This window comes from Devosia sp. LjRoot16 (genome assembly GCF_964252795.1).
GTDB lineage: Bacteria > Pseudomonadota > Alphaproteobacteria > Rhizobiales > Devosiaceae > Devosia_A.
Genome location: NZ_CAXUPH020000003.1, coordinates 459,191 through 476,600 on the forward strand (window position 1 = coordinate 459,191; position 17,410 = coordinate 476,600).

The following is a 17,410-nucleotide window of genomic DNA, read 5'->3' on the forward strand; positions in this document are numbered from 1 at the left end:
ATACTCGATGTCATCCCAGCGAAAGCTGGGACCTATTTCGTCACCCGCACCAGCTGAGAGTTGGGTCCCAGCTTTCGCTGGGATGACACCGGTGGGGAGGTGAAGGCGGCGGTAGCTCGTGTGACTTAGCGCAGCTTCAGCGAGCTCAACCCGATCAGCGCCAGCACAAAACTGATGATCCAGAAGCGGATCACCACCTGGCTTTCGGTCCAGCCCATCATTTCGAAATGGTGGTGGATCGGCGCCATCTTGAACACGCGCTTGCCGGTGAGCTTGAACGACACGACCTGGACGATGACCGAGACGGCCTCGAGCACGAACAGGCCGCCGATAATGGCAAGGACGATTTCGTGCTTGGTGGCGACCGCGATAGTGCCGAGCGCGCCGCCTAGGGCCAGCGATCCGGTATCGCCCATGAAGATCTGCGCCGGCGGCGCATTGAACCACAGAAAGCCAAGGCCCGCGCCGATCAGCGCGCCTGAGACCACCGAGAGTTCGGCCGTGCCGGGAACCGGGTTGAGGAACAGGTATTCCGAGAAGGTGGCCGAACCGACGAGATAGGCGATGAGCCCGAAGCACGCGGCCGCGACCATCACCGGCACGATGGCGAGGCCATCGAGGCCATCGGTGAGGTTCACCGAATTGCCGGCCGCAACGACCACGAAGGCGCCGAACAGCACGAAGAACCAGCCAAGATTAATCGCCAGCCCTTTGACGAACGGGAAGAACAGCGAGGTCGAGGTGGCGGGATCGCCCAGCACCGAGATGAAATAGCAGGCGACGGCGCCGATGATCGCCTCGAGGATCAGCCGCTGCCGGCCGGAAAAGCCGGCATGCGACATGCGCTTGACCTTGAGGTAATCGTCGTAAAGGCCGATGGCGCCGAACGAAACCGTGACGCCGAGCACCACCCAGACATAACCGTTCGAGAGGTTGGACCACAAAAGGATCGAGATCACCGTCGCCGACAGGATCATCAGCCCGCCCATGGTGGGCGTGCCCTTCTTGGTCAACAGATGCCCGGCCGGGCCATCCTCGCGGATCGGCTGGCCCTTGCCCTGCCGGATGCGGAGCGCCGCGATCATGCCGGGGCCGAACAGGAACACGAAGAACAGCGCGGTCATCACCGCGCCGGCCGTCCTGAAGGTGATGTAACGGAACACATTGAAGGCGGCGAGGCTATCGCCCAACTGCCCGAGGAAATACAGCATGCTGTCGGTGTCCCACCCGTCGGACTGAAAGCGCTTTAGGCGTTCTGGAAGCGCTCGCGGATCTTCTGCACCAGAGGTGAGAGGCGGACGCCTTTCGACCCTTTGACCATAACTGCGTCGCCATAGGCAAGCGCCGAGAGCACGGTATCACTGATCTCCTCGGCGCTCGGCATATGCGTCACAGCGGGAATGTCGCGGTCGTTCTCAGCCCGATGCCGGAGCTCATCGGCCAGCGAACGCATCGCCGCGCCGACCAGGTAGATCTCGGTGGCGCCGGTCTTCAGCACCGCGTTGGCGAGCCCGGCATGCAGCTGTGGGCCCTGCGGTCCCATCTCAAGCATATCGCCGAGCACCAGGAACTTGCGGCCATCGGGTGGACGCACTGAGCCATAGAGGTCCATCGCCGCGGTCATCGAGGCGACGTTGGCGTTGTAGCTCTCATCGACCAGCAGCAGCGGCTTGGCGTTGGGGCCCAACCGCAGGGTCAGCCCCCTGCCCTCCGGCGCGCCGAACTTGGCAAGCGCCACCACCGCAGCGCGGGTGCCCTCGCCCGAAATCTGCGCCACCGCCAGCGCCGCCACGGCATTCGCCACCATGTGGCGGCCGGGCACCTGCAGCCTGAGATCGTAGCGGTCGACGCCGTGCGTCACCTCGGCCAGTGTCGTCGAGGCCGAGGTGTCGACCCGGCCGATATGCCAGTCGGCGCTCTCGTCGAAGCCATAGGTCACCACTTTGCCGACACCAGCCGCCCGGGCGTGGGCGAACAGGATATGCAGGTGATCGTGGTCGGCGTTGAGCAGCGCCGTGCCGCCGGGCTCGAGACCGAGGAAGATCTCGGCCTTGGCTGCGGCGATGTCGGCGACCGAGTCGAAGAACTCGAGATGCGCCGCCGCCACCGTGGTGATGACAGCGATATGCGGGCGGACCATCTGCACCAGCGGCGTGATCTCGCCGGCATGGTTCATGCCGATCTCGAACACCCCGAACTGCGCTTCGCGCGGCAGCCGCGCCAGCATCAGCGGCACGCCCCAGTGGTTGTTGAAGCTCTTGATCGAGTAGTGCGTCTCACCATAGGCGGCGAGCACGGTGCGGATCGCTTCCTTGGTGGTGGTCTTGCCGGCGCTGCCGGTCACCGCGATGATCTGGCCGCGATTGCGGGCTCGCGCCGCGATGCCGAGCTGCTCGAGCGCCTTGAGGGTATCGAGCACGACGATCAGGTTCTTGCCGCCATGCGCGGCGTGATAGGCCTCCGACACCAGCGCCGCGGTGGCGCCGGCTTCGATCGCCTTCGCCACGAAATCGTGCCCGTCATGGGTGTCGCCGCGGATCGCGACGAACAGCGCCTCCGGGGCGATTTCGCGGGAATCGATCGAGATCGAAGAGATCGGGCCATCCGACAGGCCTTCGGGCCGGCCGCCGGTGGCTTTGACGACCTCGGCGACGGTCCAGAGCGGTCGCATCGGCGCTAGAGTCCTTTCAGCGTCTCCAGCACCACTTCGTGGTCGGAGAAATGGTGCTTGGTGGTGCCGATGATCTGATAGTCCTCGTGGCCCTTGCCCGCAATCAGCAGCACGTCGCCCGGCTCTAAACGTGAAATGCCGGTCTCGATCGCCTTGCGGCGATCGCCGACCTCGAGTGCCCTGGGCACGGCGGCGAGGATTTCGGCGCGAATGGTCGCCGCGTCCTCGGTGCGCGGGTTGTCGTCGGTGACGATGACATCGTCGGCCAGCCGCTCGGCCACGTCCCCCATGATCGGGCGCTTGCCCTTGTCGCGATCACCGCCGCAGCCGAACACCAGCCGCAACTGGTTCCTGGCATAGGGCCTGAGCGACTCGAGCGCTGTCTCGAGCGCTACCGGTTTATGCGAGTAATCGACGAAGATCGCCGCGCCATTGTGCTCGGCCACCAGCTCGAGCCGCCCCTTGGCGCCCTTGAGATGCTCCAGCGCCTTCACCGCCTTGTCGGCGGAGGCGCCGGTGGCGACGGCCAGCGCCAGTGCCACCGCGGCATTGTTGACCTGGAACGCACCGGTGAGCGGCAAGAGGAAACTGACCGGCTCGCCGACCATGCGGGCGGTGACCCGCTGGCCATAGCCCTCGTTGCGGATCTCGGTGAGTTCGAGGAAGGCGCCTTCCTTGCCCACCGTCATCAGCGTCGCGCCGCGGTCTAGCGCCGCGAACAGGAATGGCATGTGCTCGGGGTCGTCGGCATTGACCACCGCCGCGCCGCCCTCGGCGATCAGGTCGGTGAACAAGCGGAGTTTCGCGTCCCGGTACGTGTCCATGTCGCGGTGATAGTCGAGATGATCGCGACTGAGATTGGTGAAGGCCACGGCGTTGAAGCGGATGCCGTCGACCCGGCGCTGGTCGAGCCCCTGGCTAGAAGCTTCCATGGCGATGTGGCCGATGCCTTCGGCCTTGAGCTCGCCGAGGTCGCGATGCAGCGACAGCGCGTCAGAGGTGGTGAGTTCGCGCGGCCGGATGCCGGCACTGGTCTCGACGCCCACCGTGCCGAGGCTGGCCGCCGCGATGCCGCAGGCGTCCCAGATCTGGCGCACGAACGATACGATCGAGGATTTGCCATTGGTGCCGGTGACGGCGACCGCGACATCAGGCTGCGGCGCAAATTGCCGGGCGGCCGCCTGCGCATAGGCCGCCCGCACATCCTCGACCAGCACTACCGGGATGCCGGGGTCGGCGCCCGGCTGGCGATCGCTGATCATCACGCTGGCGCCGCGGCCGACGGCCTGCGCCGCAAAGCCATCGCCATGCACGCGCGTGCCGGGCAGCGCGAAGAACGCCTCGCCGCGTCCGATGGCGCGGCTGTCGGCATTGATGCCCTCGACCTCGATGGCTGGGACCTCAGGGGCTCCTGCCCCTTTCAGCAGTTCTGTGAGCGCGAAAGGCACGTCCACGCTTTCTTCTCGAATGGCTTCAGCGGAGTTCGACTGGGACAAGGCTTGTATCCAACATTTCGCTGAAGTCGGGCGCGATTCCAAGCATCGGCGCAACCCTCTGCACCACACGACCGGTCACCTGGCCGGCGTTCCAGCCGGCCGTATGGCCCGACTGGGCATTTTCGTCCTGCGGCTCGTCGACGATCACCACCATGGCGTAACGCGGATTGTCGAGCGGGAAAGCCGACGCGAACACCGCGAAGGTCTTGTCCGAAGAGTATGTCCTTCCCACGACCTTTTCGGCGGTGCCGGTCTTGCCGCCCACCCGGTAGCCGTTGGCCAGCTTGTTCATCTGCGTGCCCGAGCCCTCGAGCGCATTGAGCCGCATCAGGTAGCGGACCTCGGCACTGGTGCCCGGCGAAATCACCTGCTCATAGAGCTGGCGCGCCTCGGCTTCGCTGCGCTTGTAGAGCGTCGGCGGCACCATGTTGCCATCGTTGACGAAGGCCGCGACGGCCCGAACCATGTGGAGCGGCGACACCGACAGGCCGTGCCCGAAGCTCGAGGTCGCCGCAACGATCTCGGAGAACTTGTCCGGCACCTTGGGCTTGCGCATTTCGGGCAGCTCGAACGGCACCGGCTTGTCCATGCCGATCTTGCCCAGGAAGGCGCGGAAGTCGTCCTTGCCCAGCTGCTGCATGATCTTGATGGTGCCGATATTGGACGAGTACTTGTAGACCTCGGGCACGCTCAGCACGCGGTGCTTGCCGTGGAAATCGTCGATGGTGAAGCGACCGAAGCGCACCCCGAAACGGGCATCGAACTGGTCGGTGATGCGCACCTTGCCGCTATCCAGCGCCCCGGCCAGCGTCACCGTCTTGAAGGTCGAGCCAAGCTCGTAGATGCCCGAGGTGATGCGGTTGAAGCGGTCGTTCTTCACCCCGTTATAGTCCTGGAACAGGGTCGAGGGGTTGTTCGGGTCGAAATCCGGCAACGACGCCAGCGCGACGATCTCGCCGGTCTTCACGTCCATCATCACGCCGGCAGCGGCGATCGCCTTGTAGCGGACCAGCGCATCCTGCAACTGCTCGTACATCACGTGCTGCACGCGCAGGTCGACGGCGAGGTTCACCGGCGTCATCTCGTTGCCGCGGGCGAGGCCGATCGACTGCAGCAGCGCCAGGCTGTCGTCGTCCATGTGCTTTTCGATGCCCATGGTGCCCTGGTTGTCGATATTGACCGAGCCGAGGATGTGCGACGCCTCCTGCCCCGAGGGGTAGAAGCGCTTGCTTTCGGTAACGAAATCGAGCCCGGGAATGCCGAGCTGGAAGATCTTCTCCTCGATTGCCGGGGTCAGCTCGCGCTTCACCCAGACGAAGCCCTTGTCGCCGCTGAGGCGCTTGCGCAGCCAATCCTCGTTGAGGTCGGGCAGCACGGTCCTGAGCTTCTGCACCGCTTCTTCGACATCGATGATGCGACGCGGCTCGGCGAACAACGAGGGAACGCGGATATCGACTGCCATCTCGAGCCCGTTGCGATCGAGCACCGGCGGGCGGCTGGCGGTGATGACATCGCGTTCGATGCCCTCGATGGTGGAATCGGTGACGGTGGCGCCGAGTTGGATCAGCCGGCCGCCGACCGTGGCGAACACCAGCACCAGCGCCACGATGACCCAGCGGATGCGCGCCTTGGTGAGATTGCCGCGCGCCTTCCGCCCGCCATCAAGCGAAATGGTCTCGGCGCCTTCGGTGATGATCGCCATCTAGTTGGCCTCGATCAGCTGTTCGATCGGGTCGATGCCCGCATCGAGCGAGGAAAGCAGCGCATCGAGCGCTACCGTGTCGGGTGCGGCCGGTCGCATCGGCAGGTTGTCCATGCGGCCGAACTGATCCTGCGCCGTCGGCACCAGCGCCAGCGCCTCCTGATGGCGGGCGACGATCGGCGCGACGTGGGCGGGCTGGTTGAGGTACGACCAATCGGCCTTGAGCAGACTGAGATCGCCTTCCTGCCGGTCGATCTTGCGCTCGAGCGCCACCTTGGCGCTGGCGATGTCCTCGACCGAGTACTTGAGCGCATAGACGCCGACCAGCCCGACAAGGCTGGTGCAGACCATCACGGCGTTGAGCATCTTGATCATGCGGCACCTCGCGACAGCGGCACGCCAAGCCCGGCGTAACTCATGACGCGCGCCGGAGCGGTGGTCCTGGTCCCCGCGCGCAAAGTGGCGGAACGGGAGCGCGGATTGCGCGCGAGCTCGGCGGACGAGGCCTTCAGCGCCTTACCGGCTCGGGCCCAGCGCGGCGCCTCGAGGACAACCTGCGGCAGGTGGCGGGACTGCGTCGGCGCCCCTTTCTCGGGGTCGAAGAAGCGTTTGACGATCCGGTCTTCGAGCGAATGGAAGGTGACGACGGCGAGCCGCCCACCCTCGGCCAAGAGCCGCTCGCTGGCGAACAGCCCGCCGACCAGTTGGTCGAACTCGCCATTCACCGCGATGCGGAGCGCCTGGAAGCTGCGGGTCGCCGGGTGCGCATCGCCGGGCTTGCGGCCGATGGTCTTTTCGATGAGCCGCGCCAGCTGCGTCGTGGTCGCGATCGGCGCCGTGGCGCGCGCCGCGACGACAGCGCTGGCGATGCGGCGCGATTTGCGCTCCTCGCCGAAGGCGAACAGCAGGTTGGCGAGCTCTGCCTCATCCAGGTTGTTCACCAGGTCAGCCGCCGACTCGCCATCCGACGACATCCGCATGTCGAGCGGGCCTTCCTGCATGAAGGAGAAGCCGCGCTGCGCCTGGTCGAGCTGCATCGAGGAGACGCCGATATCGAGCACCACGCCATCGACCGGGCCATCGGCCAGCTCATCCAGATTGGAAAAGGTGCCGGGCACGAACTTGAAGCGATTCGGGAAATCGGCGCTGAGCCGTTCGGCGTGCGGCAGCACCGAGGGGTCGCGATCGAGCGCCACCACGGAAGCGCCGGCTTCCAGCAGGGCGCGGGAATAGCCCCCTGCCCCGAACGTACCATCGAGGATACGCGCGCCCTTCAGCGGGGCCAGCGCATCGAGCACCTCGGCCAGCAGCACCGGCACATGTGGCGCCTGGCTGTCGCTGCCCTTGGGCTCACTCATTCCCGCTCGAACTCCACGCCGGCGCCGCCGGTACAAGAAAAATCACCCATACTGGGTATCGGCGCACTTTGCGGCGGGGAGGTTAAGGTTCCATTGAGGTTACGGGCATGTTCACCACGATGGATCCGACCTTGTGGCCGGTCTCGACCCGGGCATGCGCCGCGGCGATCTCGGCCAGCGTGCACTCACGTTCGATGACGGTGCGGAGTTTCTCTTGACTCACCCAGTCGAACAGCTGGATCAGGTCCTTGGCCTTGTCGGCCGGCCGCCTCAGGCCGGTGGCAGCGAAGCGGGCCCGGCGGCCGGTCTTCCTCAGCATCGAGGGCGACAGCATCGGCGTCGGCGAGAGGTAAATGCCCTCCGGCTTCAGCGCCGCCACGCAGCGGGCGAAGCTGGATTTGCCGACCGTATCGAAGATCACGTCATAGGCCGCATCGGCGGCGCTGAAATCCTCTTTCGTGTAGTCGACTACCCGATCCGCCCCGAGCGCGCGGACCAGTTCGACATTGCGTGTACTGGTGACCCCCGTCACCACCGCGCCCATGGCCCGTGCCAGTTGCACGGCGGTGGTACCGATGCTGCCTGACGCACCATTGACCAGCACATGCTGCCCCGCCCGCACCTGACCCTGGTCGCGCAGGAACGGCAGCGCCGTGAGCCCGCCGTCGCAGAGCCCGGCCGCGGCGCCGAACGCCACTCCGTCCGGCAGTTTGACGATCGCGCCAGCCTGATCGAGGACGGCGAACTGAGCATGCGCGGCAAGCTCGGGACCGGTCGAGCCGGCAACCCGATCGCCGACGGCGAAGCCGGTGACACCGGCCCCGACGCGGACGACCGTGCCGGCAAAGGCATCTCCGAGGATCGGCAGCCGCGGCTTGAACGGACCGGAGAACAGCCGCGCGATCCACAATTCGCCATTGCGGAACGCCACGTCGGAGGGCGTCACGACGCTGGCATGGATCTGCACCAGCACCTGTTCGGGTCCGGGCTCAGGCGTCGGGACCTCCCGGATCGTCAGAGCTTCAGGAGCACCATAGCGGTCGACGATTGCGGCAAGCATCACTCGCCCTCCCCACGATACTGGAACACCTGCTCGAGCGGCACGCCGAAGGCCCGCGCCACCCGGAAGGCGACTTCGAGCGAGGGCGAGTAGCGCCCCTGCTCCATGGCGACGATGGTCTGGCGGGTGACGCCCACCTTCTCGGCCAGCGCTGCCTGGGTCATCTCGCCGGCATTGAAGCGAAGCGTGCGGATGGTGTTGTCGATCCGTGCCTGTCCCTTGCCCATGGCGCTCAGCCGATCCGGTAGTAGACGAGCCGCGAGGCGGCATCGACCACGCCGGCCAGCATCAGTCCAAAGAACAGCACGTACGCCGCCTCGGCGGGGTCAGCCGCGAAGGCGAGATAGAACAGGCTGGCGACCCCGGCGATCGAGGCAACGACATAGCCGTTGCGCATGGCGCGCAGGCCCACCAGCTTGTCGCGTTCATCCGCCTTCTCATCCCTGAACCCCTCGCGCCGCGCGATGGAGACGAGGATCGACATCACGATCATCGCCGCGATGGTGAACAGCACCCCGTAGAGGATCGCCCAGAGCAGCCGGCCGGCCACTGCCGCGACCGTCGCCGACGGGTTGGCCAGCCCCTCGAAGATCACCCAGGCGCCGATCACGATCGCCGCGATGATGTTCACCACGGCTTCCCATTCCTTGAAACTCATCCCGGCCTCCCAGCCACGGTTCAGTGTTGGGAAGGTGTGTAAGACGAACACGACATTGTGTCAAGTTTTTCATACACAGTGTCGTAGATAGATGACTCCGTCGGATCTCTGATTCATCGCAGAAGTTAGAAGTCGGCGCACCCTCTCCCGCTTGCGGGGGAGGGGGGACCACGCGAAAGCGTGGTGGGAGGGGGGCCCCACGCACTGACGGTGGGCGGACGGGGCCGGCCCCAGAGTCTGCGGCACCCCCCCTCCCACCAGCCTTTCGGCTGGTCCCCCCTCCCCCGTAAACGGGAGAGGGAATCCCGACTGCAAAGCCTGGTTCGCGCGGCGGGCCGCTCGGTAATAGGAAATGCCAGTTGACCTATAAGCCGGGTTCTGTAGGGCCTGCGTCTCACGACGCTGACGTGGTGACCATTCATCTTTGACCGGCATTACTGCCGGCCTTATGCAACCAACCCGGATGACAAGCCTCGAAAACCGGCCGGGGCAAGCCCCGCGTCATCCCTATTTGGTCTTGCTCCCGGTGGGGTTTGCCGTGCCGTCCCTGTTGCCAGGTCCGCGGTGCGCTCTTACCGCACCCTTTCATCCTTACCTGTGCCGAAGCACAGGCGGTTTGCTTTCTGTGGCACTTTCCCTGGGGTCGCCCCCGGCGGCCGTTAGCCGTCACCGTATTTCGATGGAGCCCGGACTTTCCTCTCCCACGGAAACAGGAGCGGCCACCCGGTCAACTGGCGAGGCGCATATGGGGGACGCAGCCCGGTCCAGTCAAGCGCACAGTCGGGTTGCGCGCCGTCAGGCGGCGCGCTTCATGATCTGGTTATAGGCGTTGTTGATCGCCGCCATGCGGGCGGTCGCCACGTCGATCAGTTCCTCGGGCACGCCCTTGGCGATCAGCCGGTCGGGGTGATGCTCGGCCACCAGCAGGCGGTAGACCCGCTTCACCTCGTCGCGCTCGGCGCTCGGAGCAAGGCCGAGGACGATATAGGGGTCGGCCCCCTTGTCGAACAGCACGTGCTGCGAGGTCAGCTGCTCGAATCGGGCATCGTCGAAGCCGAAGATGTCGCTGACGTTCTTGAGGTAATCGAGCTCGGCTTCGTGGATCATGCCGTCGGCCGAGGCGATGAAGAACAGGCTGTCGAGCACGTGCTCCAGCGTATCCGGGCTGTCGATGAAGAAGCGGCGCACCTTCTTGGCATAGGCCTCGTAGCCGGCCACATCCTGCTGGGCGAGCTTGAACAGCTTGTCGACCTGCTCCTCGATGCCCGGCGGGATTTCCACGGTGCGCTGGAAGGCGCGCAGTTCCGAGGCGGTCACCACGCCATCCGACACCGCCATCTTGGCCGAGAGCGCAATCAGCGCCAGCGTGAACGCGGCATCGCGCCCACCCGGCAGCCAGGTGTCGGGATCGAGGGCGTTGATGATCGAGCCCACCAGCCCCGTGCGTTCCGAGGGCGACCCAATGAAGGCACTAAGACGTTGCCAGACCGACATATGCCTCTCCGATCTCGGCGCACAATAGCCGCCGAACGGGAATTTCATAGCCATGAGACATGCGGCGGATTGCATCGTCGGCCCCTAAGGCATTTCGCCGTTTCGGCGAAAGCGCACTAATGACGTTTCGGCCGCCTCGTGAGGCGGCCGCAGATTTCAGAAAAAGAAGAAGTCGTCGTCCTGCACGGGCTTCTTCTTCTTGTTCGGTCCCTCATCGAGGAAGAACCCATCCGGGTCGTAGCCCTCGTCTGCCGAGGTCTGCGACAACAGGCCCTTGCGCTCGAGGTAGTCGGCGAGCGAGCCCGAATCCCATTCCTCGAGCTGGTCGCCGGTGACGACTTCATCGTCGCTCAGCGGGAACGGCTCGACCGCGGCGTTCTCCTGCTGGCGCACCTTGTTCTCATCGACGATCAGCGGCTTCTCTGCCGCCGGCAGCGAGGCAACCGCAGTGGCCTTGGGCCGTGAGTCGCGCGGCAGCGGCACCGGCGGGGCCTCGGTCGGAGCGACGGTAGCCACCTCGGTGGGCGTCTTGATCGGCGTGGTCGGCGAGATCGGCTTCAGCTTCACCGGTGCAGCCGGCTTGTCGGTCACGGAGGCGGCCGGCTTTGCGGGCGTCGCGCTGTCGCCGTCGGAAATATACGAGGGCAGCTTCTTGCCCTTGGAGAGCAGCTTGTCGACCGGGTCGGTCGCGGCGCTGGCGGTGACGATCGGATCGGTCGCGGCGGGCTTGCCTGTTGCGGCAGGAACCTTCAACAGGGGCTTGGTGGCGCCGGCGTCTGCCGTGGTCACGGCGCTGTTCGCCGTGCCGCTGGTCGGGTTGCCGACGACCATGTTCGCGGCGGGCACCGCGAGGATGACGACTAGACCGGCCCAAGCCAATCCGCCCTTCACCTTGCCATCGAGTTTCATAGGCTGCTGTCCTTCAACTTGCCCCCGTCCCCACTGCCCGACGGAAGCCAATTAACGTGGCCATTTTGTGGATGGCTGAGGCATCGCCCCACTATGGACGGTGCCCGAGTCCACCTGAACGGACGCTGAACACGTTACCAGCCACTGCTCAGTCGGGCCTTGCCCCCAACAATCGCGCCAGTGCCAGAACCAGGTTCGAGCGGTTCAGCGTATAGAAGTGGAACTCGGTAATCCCATTGTCGACCAGTTCCAAGACCTGTTCGGCGGCGACCGCCGATGCAACCAGCGCATGGGTCTCGGGATCCTCCTCCAGCCCCTCGAACCGCTCCGCCACCCAGCCGGGGATCGATGCGCCGCAGCGCGCCGCAAAGCCGGAGATCTGCTTGAACGAGTGGATCGGCTGGATGCCCGGCACGATCGGCGCCGTGATCCCCGCCGCCCGCGCCCGCTCGACGAAGCGGAAATAGTCGTCATTGTCGAAGAACATCTGGGTGATGGCGCGGGTCGCGCCGGCATCGAGCTTGCGCTTCAGGTTGTCGATGTCCGCTTCCCAGCTCGGGCTTTGCGGATGCTTTTCCGGATAGGCCGCAACCGAGATGTCGAACTCACCGATCCGGCGGATGCCGGCGACCAGGTCCGCGGCGTTCTTGTAGCCCTTGGGATGCGGCGTGAACGGCTTGCCGATCCCTTCGGCCGGGTCGCCGCGCAGCGCCACGATGCGGCTGATCCCAGCCTCCTGGTAGCCGCGCACCACCGTATCGACCTCGTCGCGCGTCGCCCCGACGCAGGTCAGGTGCGCCGCCGCATCGACGCCGGTGTCGGCCTTCACCCGGCTCACCATCCGGAGCGTGCGCTCGCGCGTCGATCCGCCGGCGCCATAGGTCACCGAGACGAAGCGCGGGTGCAACGGCGCGAGCTTATGGATCGAGTCCCAGAACCGCTCCTCCATGACGTCGGTCTTGGGCGGGAAGAACTCGAACGAGACCTGGAAGTTAGGCCGCACGTCCGGGCGCATGCGGCTCGGGCGGTCGGTGTAGTCAGTACTCATATCGGCTTGTCCGTCTCGTCGGTGAGCCGCCAGAGGCACACGGTGAGCCCCTCGGTCGGATTGGTGGGTGGGAAGGATTTGAGCTCGGTGACCTGGAGGTCGGCGGCACGCGCCCAACCGGCCATCTGCGCCTCGCTGAGGCCGAGCCGGCGATGCGCGTGGTGCGAGCGCAGGAACTCGAGCCCATGCGGCGCGAAATCGACGATCAGCATCTCGCCACCTGGCTTCAGGGCGCGACGGGCTTGCGCCAGCACCCGGCCCGGGTCGTCGAAATAATGCAGCACCTGGTGGATCACGATCACGTCGGCGCGGCCGGCGCTGGCGTCGAGATCGGCGATATCCCCAAGCCGCACCTGGGCATGGCCGATCGAGCATGAGGCAAGCTTGGCCCGCGCTACCGCGATCATCTCGCGGCTCGCATCGATGCCGATGCCGCGCCGATAGTGCCCCGCCAGCAGCTCGAGCATGCGGCCGGTGCCGGTCCCCAGGTCAATCAGGGTATCGACCACCCTGCCCCGCATCGCCTCGACGATGGCGGTCTCCACCGCCTCCTCGGGCACATGCAGCGAGCGCAGCAGATCCCAGCTGTCGGCGACCTTGGCGAAATACGCCGCGGCCTGCTCGGCCTGGTTGAGCCGTACCGCCTCGAGCCGTTGCCGGTCGCGCAACCGCTCGGCATCTTCCGCCGACAGCCGGCCGATCAGCCAACGCGCCAGATCGCCGCCCGGACCGTCGGGAGCCAGACCGTAATAGGCCCAGGCCCCCTCCGCATTGCGGGTGATAAGCCCGGCGTCGGCAAGCAGTTTGAGATGACGTGAGACCCGCGGCTGACTCTGGCCGAGGATTTCGGTGAGGTCCTTGACCGACTGCTCGCCATCGGCCAGCAATGCCAGGAGCCGCAGCCGGGTGGTTTCCCCCGCCGCGCGCAGCACCCCAACCAAATCCGCCGTATCGTTCATTCCGCCTCACGAGATATAAAGATATCTTTATATCCCTTGCGCCGCAAGGTCCAGCCCCATGGCGGAGCTTGACACAATCGGTCGCGAAACGGCTCATTTCGCTATGGGTGAGCGCATTGCCTTCGGCCCCTACCTGTTCGACACCGCCAGCGCGATGCTGTTGCGCGGGGGCGATGTCGTATCGCTCGGCGGTCGCGCCGCGACCGTGCTGCAGGTCCTGCTCGAAGCCGATGGCGAGGTCGTCGGCAAGTCGCACCTGATGGACCGGGTCTGGCCCGACACCGTCGTCGAGGAAGGCAACCTCGCGGTGCAGGTCGCGGCGCTGCGCAGGATCCTCGGCACCCGTCCCGACGGCGCCGAATGGATCGGCAATGTGGCGCGTGTCGGTTACCGGCTGGTGCGCGACGCCGGCGGCGCGACGACCGGCATCCCGGCCATCGCGGTGCTGCCCTTCGCCAACCTGAGCGGCGATCGCGCCGAGGACTATTTCGTCGACGGCATCGTCGCCGAATTGATCGCGGCGCTGTCACGCTTCAAGTCCTTCGCGGTCATCGCCCGCAACTCCTCCTTGGCCTTCAAGGACCGAGCCGTGGACGTGCGCGAGGTGGCGCGCGCCCTCGGCGCCCGCTACCTGCTGGAGGGCAGCGTTCGCCTCGCCGGACCGCGGGTGCGGGTTACGGCGCAGCTGATCGACGGCGCCTCGGGCTCGCATCTCTGGGCCGAGAGCTTCGACGGCGCGGTCGGCGATATCCTCGATTTCCAGGACAGCATCACCGAGACGGTGATCGGCCTGATCGAACCGCAACTCCGCCGCGCCGAGATCGAGCGGGCCCGCCGCAAGCGGCCCGAAAACCTCGATGCCTACGACCTCTACCTGCAGGCGCTGCCCTTCATGCAGGGCGTCCGGATCGTCCAGCTCGAGGATTTCGACCGGGCGATCGAGTTGCTCGAGCGGGCCATTTCGCTCGACCCGGATTTCGCCCCTGCTTTGGCCCTTGCCGCCTGGGCGCACGAGATGCGGCTGACCCGTGGCGGCACGGCGCCGCCCGGCGTCGATGACGCCAGGCAAGCGCTGGCCCTGGCGGCGCGTGGGTTAGCGGCGGACGGCAACGATCCGAACGTGATGCTGGTCGCCGGCATCGTTCGCCTCACCATATCGGGCGAGCACGCAACCGGGCTCGCCTTGATCCGGCGTGCTCAGGCGGCCAACCCCAACAGCCTGTTGATCGCCAACGTCTCCGGCTACGCCCACTTCTTCATGGGCGACTATGACGGGGCGATCGCCAGCCATGAACGCTTCCTGCAGCTGTCGCCCGGCCTCGCCGAGACCTTTTGGAGCCTCAACGGTATCGCCCGCGCCCACCTCGCTGCCGGCCGGGTCGAGGAGGCATTGGCCTGGGGGCTGCGCGGCCTCGCGGCTTCGGAGGGCGTGGATTTCCCGCACTGCATCGTCGCCGCCGCCTATGCCCATCTCGGCCGCCTCGACGAGGCGCAGGCGCAACTGGCCCGCGCCCACGCCATCTGGCCGAACTTGACGATATCGAGCCTCCTGGGCCGAACCGGTCAACCCGACGGCCGCGACCGGGTGCTCGTCGAGGGGCTGCGCCTCGCGGGACTGCGGGAAAGCTAAGGCCTTTCTGCTGAGTTTCGTCACCAGCAGCGCCTCAAACGCAATGTCATCCCGGCGAAGGCCGGGACCCATCCTGAGATGTGGCGGCTCCTGCGCAAGTACCTCACCACCTCAGGATGGGCCCCGGCCTGCGCCGGGGTGACACCGTGGGTGGGAAGCATCTGAGACACCAATCGAGGACTTTAAGAACATTTCATCGCGCCCAAAGGACAGCGCCAGCCGACCTGAGGCACTCCTTGCCCCGCGGGGTGACAAGGAGACAAGAAATGCACGCCCTTCGACTGCTTGCCGACGCTGCCTGGGCGCTCGCCGGCCTGACCCTGCCCGGGCTCGCCGCCGACTACGACTACCGCACCAACGCCAATGGCGACCTCGTGCTTCGCCTGTCCGGGCCGATCACCCCGGTCGATGGCGGCATCTTCCTTGCCGAGGTGAACCGCAAGCAGCCGCGGATCGTCGAGCTGAGCGGTCCCGGTGGCGATCTGCTGAGCGCGGTGCGCATCGGCGTCATCATCCACGAGCGCTACATGTGGACGCGCGCCGTCGGCGAGTGCCGCTCAGCCTGCGCCTATATCTGGATCGCCGGGCTGCACATGCAGGCCGATGAAGGCGTGAAGATTCTCAACCACCTGCCGGTGGCGCGCTATGGCGCCGGCCAGGGGATGCCCGACACCGAAGGCACCGCGCTGTTCGGCTGGTACCTCGGCCGGCTTGAGCTCAGCGTCGAAATGATGGAGGCCTTCCTCGACAAGGCCACGGCAACCGGCACGGTCGCCAACCAGTATTTCGACATGCTGGCATTCGCTGAGTACTGGAACGCCCCGGTGGAGATCGTTCCAGCCGAACCCGAAGCCGTGCGCGCCGCGCTGACCGAATGACGAAACGAAAAAAGGGCGATCCGTTGCGGGATCGCCCTTAGGAAGTTGGACAGAGTTCGGCGTATTCAGGCAGCGCCGACGACTTCCTCGTTGGGAAGCCGGCGGCGGAAGGCGTGGGTGCGCCAGAGCTCGAAGATGCCGACCGCTTCGTCCTTGCTCAGCGCTTCGAAGCGCCGGCGGACATTCTGCAGGTCGGCCTGGCTCGGCAGATCGCGCCACGGCATCGAGGCGATCATTGCCTCGAACAGGTCGGGCTGGATGCCCAGGGCGCGGAGCGCCACGGTGATCGCCACATAGTCCTGCATGGCGAGCCACTTGACGAAAACTTCGGGGCCGACGCGCAGCAGCATGGTGAGCGCGGCGGCGGTGTGATGGCCGTAGCCGAAGCGGGCGAAGCGGATCAGCGCGCGCTCGTCGAGCTGCTTCCGATCGGACAGCGCCTTCACCTGGTTATAGGCGACCTTCCACTCCTGGCTGGAGAAGCCGGCGCGGTTGCGCATGCGGTTATAGACCACTGCCTGCACCTTGCCGACAGTGACCGGATCGACGCGCGGGTCGATGCGCGACATGGTCTCGCGGACCCGGTCGCCAACCGCTTCGATCTTGCCGCCAAGGCTCTTCCAGTCGAGGTCTTCGCGGCCGCGAAGGTCAGCGGCAATGGCCGCATCCGATGCCGCCCGCTCGGCGAGGCGCTCCAGCGCCTGCTGGCCGATCTCGGCATTGGTATTGCGCACCAGCTTGATCACCGACGCGGTCTCGCCGTGTTCGACGATCGCTTCGCCCACTCTTTCCGGGACCTGCGTACGGCCGGCAATGGCGACGCGATGCTCCTCGGTCTGGTTGGCGATGATCTCGATCAGGTCGTCATCGCTCAGCACATTGGAGAATTCGAGCAGCGGCTGCGCCACTTCGATCTCGTCATTGGCGAGCTTGACCACCACGTTGCCCGGCGCCCGGTCAAGCGGAGCGAGGAGCTTGGCCACATGGGCCCGCGCCTCGGATTCCACCAATTCGGCCAGCTGGCACAACACCTCGTCGTACTGCGCGACCTGCTCGTCATCGCAGCGATCCGACACGTAGGAGTAGAGCTGGGCCATGTTGCGGAACAGCTGATCGCGTTCCACGATGTTGGAGTCACCGTTGAGGACCCTGAACGTCGAAAACGCTCGGGTGGTGCCTTCTTCCATCTCAGTCATGTCACTTCCCTCCGGCTTCTGCCGTACCGGAGCAATTTGGCCCGGCAGTTAAGTGCGCGCGCTGAAGGTAAGAGCGGAAATTTGATTCAAATTGCAGGCAGTTTGGTGAGGTGTCGTTGACGACGATACGCCAGCCCATCTCCCGGTTGTTGAAGAAGGCTGAACTGACCTGCGTAGGAGGCAGTCACTCTCCAAGCCACCGGCTGTCATCCCAGCGAAAGCTGGGACCCAACTCACAGCCCGTACTGGAGGAAAGATGGGTCCCAGCTTTCGCTGGGATGACACCGGTGGTTGTGGAGGATCAGGACCAGGACCCTCTAGCGGGAAGCCATCGCTGTGATGGCTTCCCGA

Annotated in this window: 16 protein-coding genes and 1 other RNA gene; 2 read left to right on the top strand and 15 right to left on the bottom strand. The window is 65.9% G+C overall.

Features of this window, described 5'->3' with window-relative positions; genetic code table 11:
* Positions 1 to 125: 125 nt before the first annotated feature.
* The 14 genes from mraY to ACSQ23_RS16715 all read right to left on the bottom strand — a co-directional run bounded on the left by mraY (position 126) and on the right by ACSQ23_RS16715 (position 13,355).
* Positions 126 to 1,211 carry a phospho-N-acetylmuramoyl-pentapeptide-transferase gene (gene mraY, locus ACSQ23_RS16650; protein WP_055880134.1) on the bottom strand — a complete coding sequence of 362 codons (1,086 nt, stop codon included), beginning with the start codon at positions 1,209 to 1,211 and terminating at the stop codon, positions 126 to 128.
* A 35-nt stretch (positions 1,212 to 1,246) separates the two neighbouring features.
* A complete protein-coding gene (locus ACSQ23_RS16655; protein WP_436091254.1) occupies positions 1,247 to 2,671 on the bottom strand; it encodes a UDP-N-acetylmuramoyl-tripeptide--D-alanyl-D-alanine ligase in 1,425 nt (474 codons plus the stop codon).
* Positions 2,672 to 2,676: 5 nt separating this feature from the next.
* Positions 2,677 to 4,125, bottom strand: coding sequence for a UDP-N-acetylmuramoyl-L-alanyl-D-glutamate--2,6-diaminopimelate ligase (locus ACSQ23_RS16660; protein WP_436091255.1), 1,449 nt, complete (start codon positions 4,123 to 4,125; stop codon positions 2,677 to 2,679).
* A 19-nt stretch (positions 4,126 to 4,144) separates the two neighbouring features.
* Positions 4,145 to 5,869: a peptidoglycan D,D-transpeptidase FtsI family protein gene (locus ACSQ23_RS16665; protein WP_436091256.1), complete on the bottom strand. Its 1,725-nt coding sequence runs from the start codon at positions 5,867 to 5,869 to the stop codon at positions 4,145 to 4,147.
* The gene (gene ftsL, locus ACSQ23_RS16670; RefSeq protein WP_055880145.1) at positions 5,870 to 6,244 is read right to left on the bottom strand and encodes a cell division protein FtsL; all 375 of its coding nucleotides are present in this window, start codon (positions 6,242 to 6,244) and stop codon (positions 5,870 to 5,872) included.
* Positions 6,241 to 7,227, bottom strand: a complete 987-nt coding sequence (gene rsmH, locus ACSQ23_RS16675) for a 16S rRNA (cytosine(1402)-N(4))-methyltransferase RsmH (protein ID WP_436091257.1) — start codon at positions 7,225 to 7,227, stop codon at positions 6,241 to 6,243. Before rsmH ends, ftsL begins: the two co-directional genes overlap by 4 nt.
* An 82-nt stretch (positions 7,228 to 7,309) precedes the next feature.
* On the bottom strand, positions 7,310 to 8,287 hold the full coding sequence (locus ACSQ23_RS16680) for an NAD(P)-dependent alcohol dehydrogenase (protein WP_436091258.1): 978 nt from the start codon (positions 8,285 to 8,287) through the stop codon (positions 7,310 to 7,312).
* On the bottom strand, positions 8,287 to 8,514 hold the full coding sequence (locus ACSQ23_RS16685) for a helix-turn-helix transcriptional regulator (protein ID WP_055880152.1): 228 nt from the start codon (positions 8,512 to 8,514) through the stop codon (positions 8,287 to 8,289). Before ACSQ23_RS16685 ends, ACSQ23_RS16680 begins: the two co-directional genes overlap by 1 nt.
* A 5-nt stretch (positions 8,515 to 8,519) precedes the next feature.
* A complete protein-coding gene (locus ACSQ23_RS16690) occupies positions 8,520 to 8,945 on the bottom strand; it encodes a hypothetical protein (RefSeq protein WP_436091259.1) in 426 nt (141 codons plus the stop codon).
* 351 nt (positions 8,946 to 9,296) lie between these two features.
* Positions 9,297 to 9,680, bottom strand: an RNA gene (rnpB, locus tag ACSQ23_RS16695) — RNase P RNA component class A.
* A gap of 60 nt (positions 9,681 to 9,740) precedes the next feature.
* Positions 9,741 to 10,439, bottom strand: a complete 699-nt coding sequence (locus ACSQ23_RS16700) for a J domain-containing protein (RefSeq protein ID WP_055880158.1) — start codon at positions 10,437 to 10,439, stop codon at positions 9,741 to 9,743.
* Positions 10,440 to 10,595: 156 nt separating this feature from the next.
* The gene (locus ACSQ23_RS16705) at positions 10,596 to 11,348 is read right to left on the bottom strand and encodes a hypothetical protein (RefSeq protein WP_436091260.1); all 753 of its coding nucleotides are present in this window, start codon (positions 11,346 to 11,348) and stop codon (positions 10,596 to 10,598) included.
* A gap of 148 nt (positions 11,349 to 11,496) precedes the next feature.
* The gene (gene metF / locus ACSQ23_RS16710) at positions 11,497 to 12,396 is read right to left on the bottom strand and encodes a methylenetetrahydrofolate reductase [NAD(P)H] (protein ID WP_436091261.1); all 900 of its coding nucleotides are present in this window, start codon (positions 12,394 to 12,396) and stop codon (positions 11,497 to 11,499) included.
* Complete coding sequence (locus ACSQ23_RS16715; protein ID WP_436091262.1) at positions 12,393 to 13,355, bottom strand: ArsR/SmtB family transcription factor; 963 nt, start codon at positions 13,353 to 13,355, stop codon at positions 12,393 to 12,395. The genes metF and ACSQ23_RS16715 overlap by 4 nt, the downstream gene beginning before the upstream one ends.
* Before the next feature lie 103 nt (positions 13,356 to 13,458).
* Here ACSQ23_RS16715 and ACSQ23_RS16720 point away from each other — a divergent pair, with 103 nt between their 5' ends.
* Entirely contained in the window at positions 13,459 to 14,985 is a 1,527-nt protein-coding gene (locus ACSQ23_RS16720) for a winged helix-turn-helix domain-containing protein (protein WP_436091263.1), read from the top strand.
* A gap of 266 nt (positions 14,986 to 15,251) precedes the next feature.
* Positions 15,252 to 15,863, top strand: coding sequence for a hypothetical protein (locus ACSQ23_RS16725; RefSeq protein ID WP_436091264.1), 612 nt, complete (start codon positions 15,252 to 15,254; stop codon positions 15,861 to 15,863).
* A 65-nt stretch (positions 15,864 to 15,928) separates the two neighbouring features.
* Here ACSQ23_RS16725 and ACSQ23_RS16730 read toward each other — a convergent pair whose 3' ends face one another.
* Complete coding sequence (locus ACSQ23_RS16730) at positions 15,929 to 17,059, bottom strand: DUF2336 domain-containing protein (protein ID WP_055880165.1); 1,131 nt, start codon at positions 17,057 to 17,059, stop codon at positions 15,929 to 15,931.
* Positions 17,060 to 17,410: the final 351 nt, after the last annotated feature.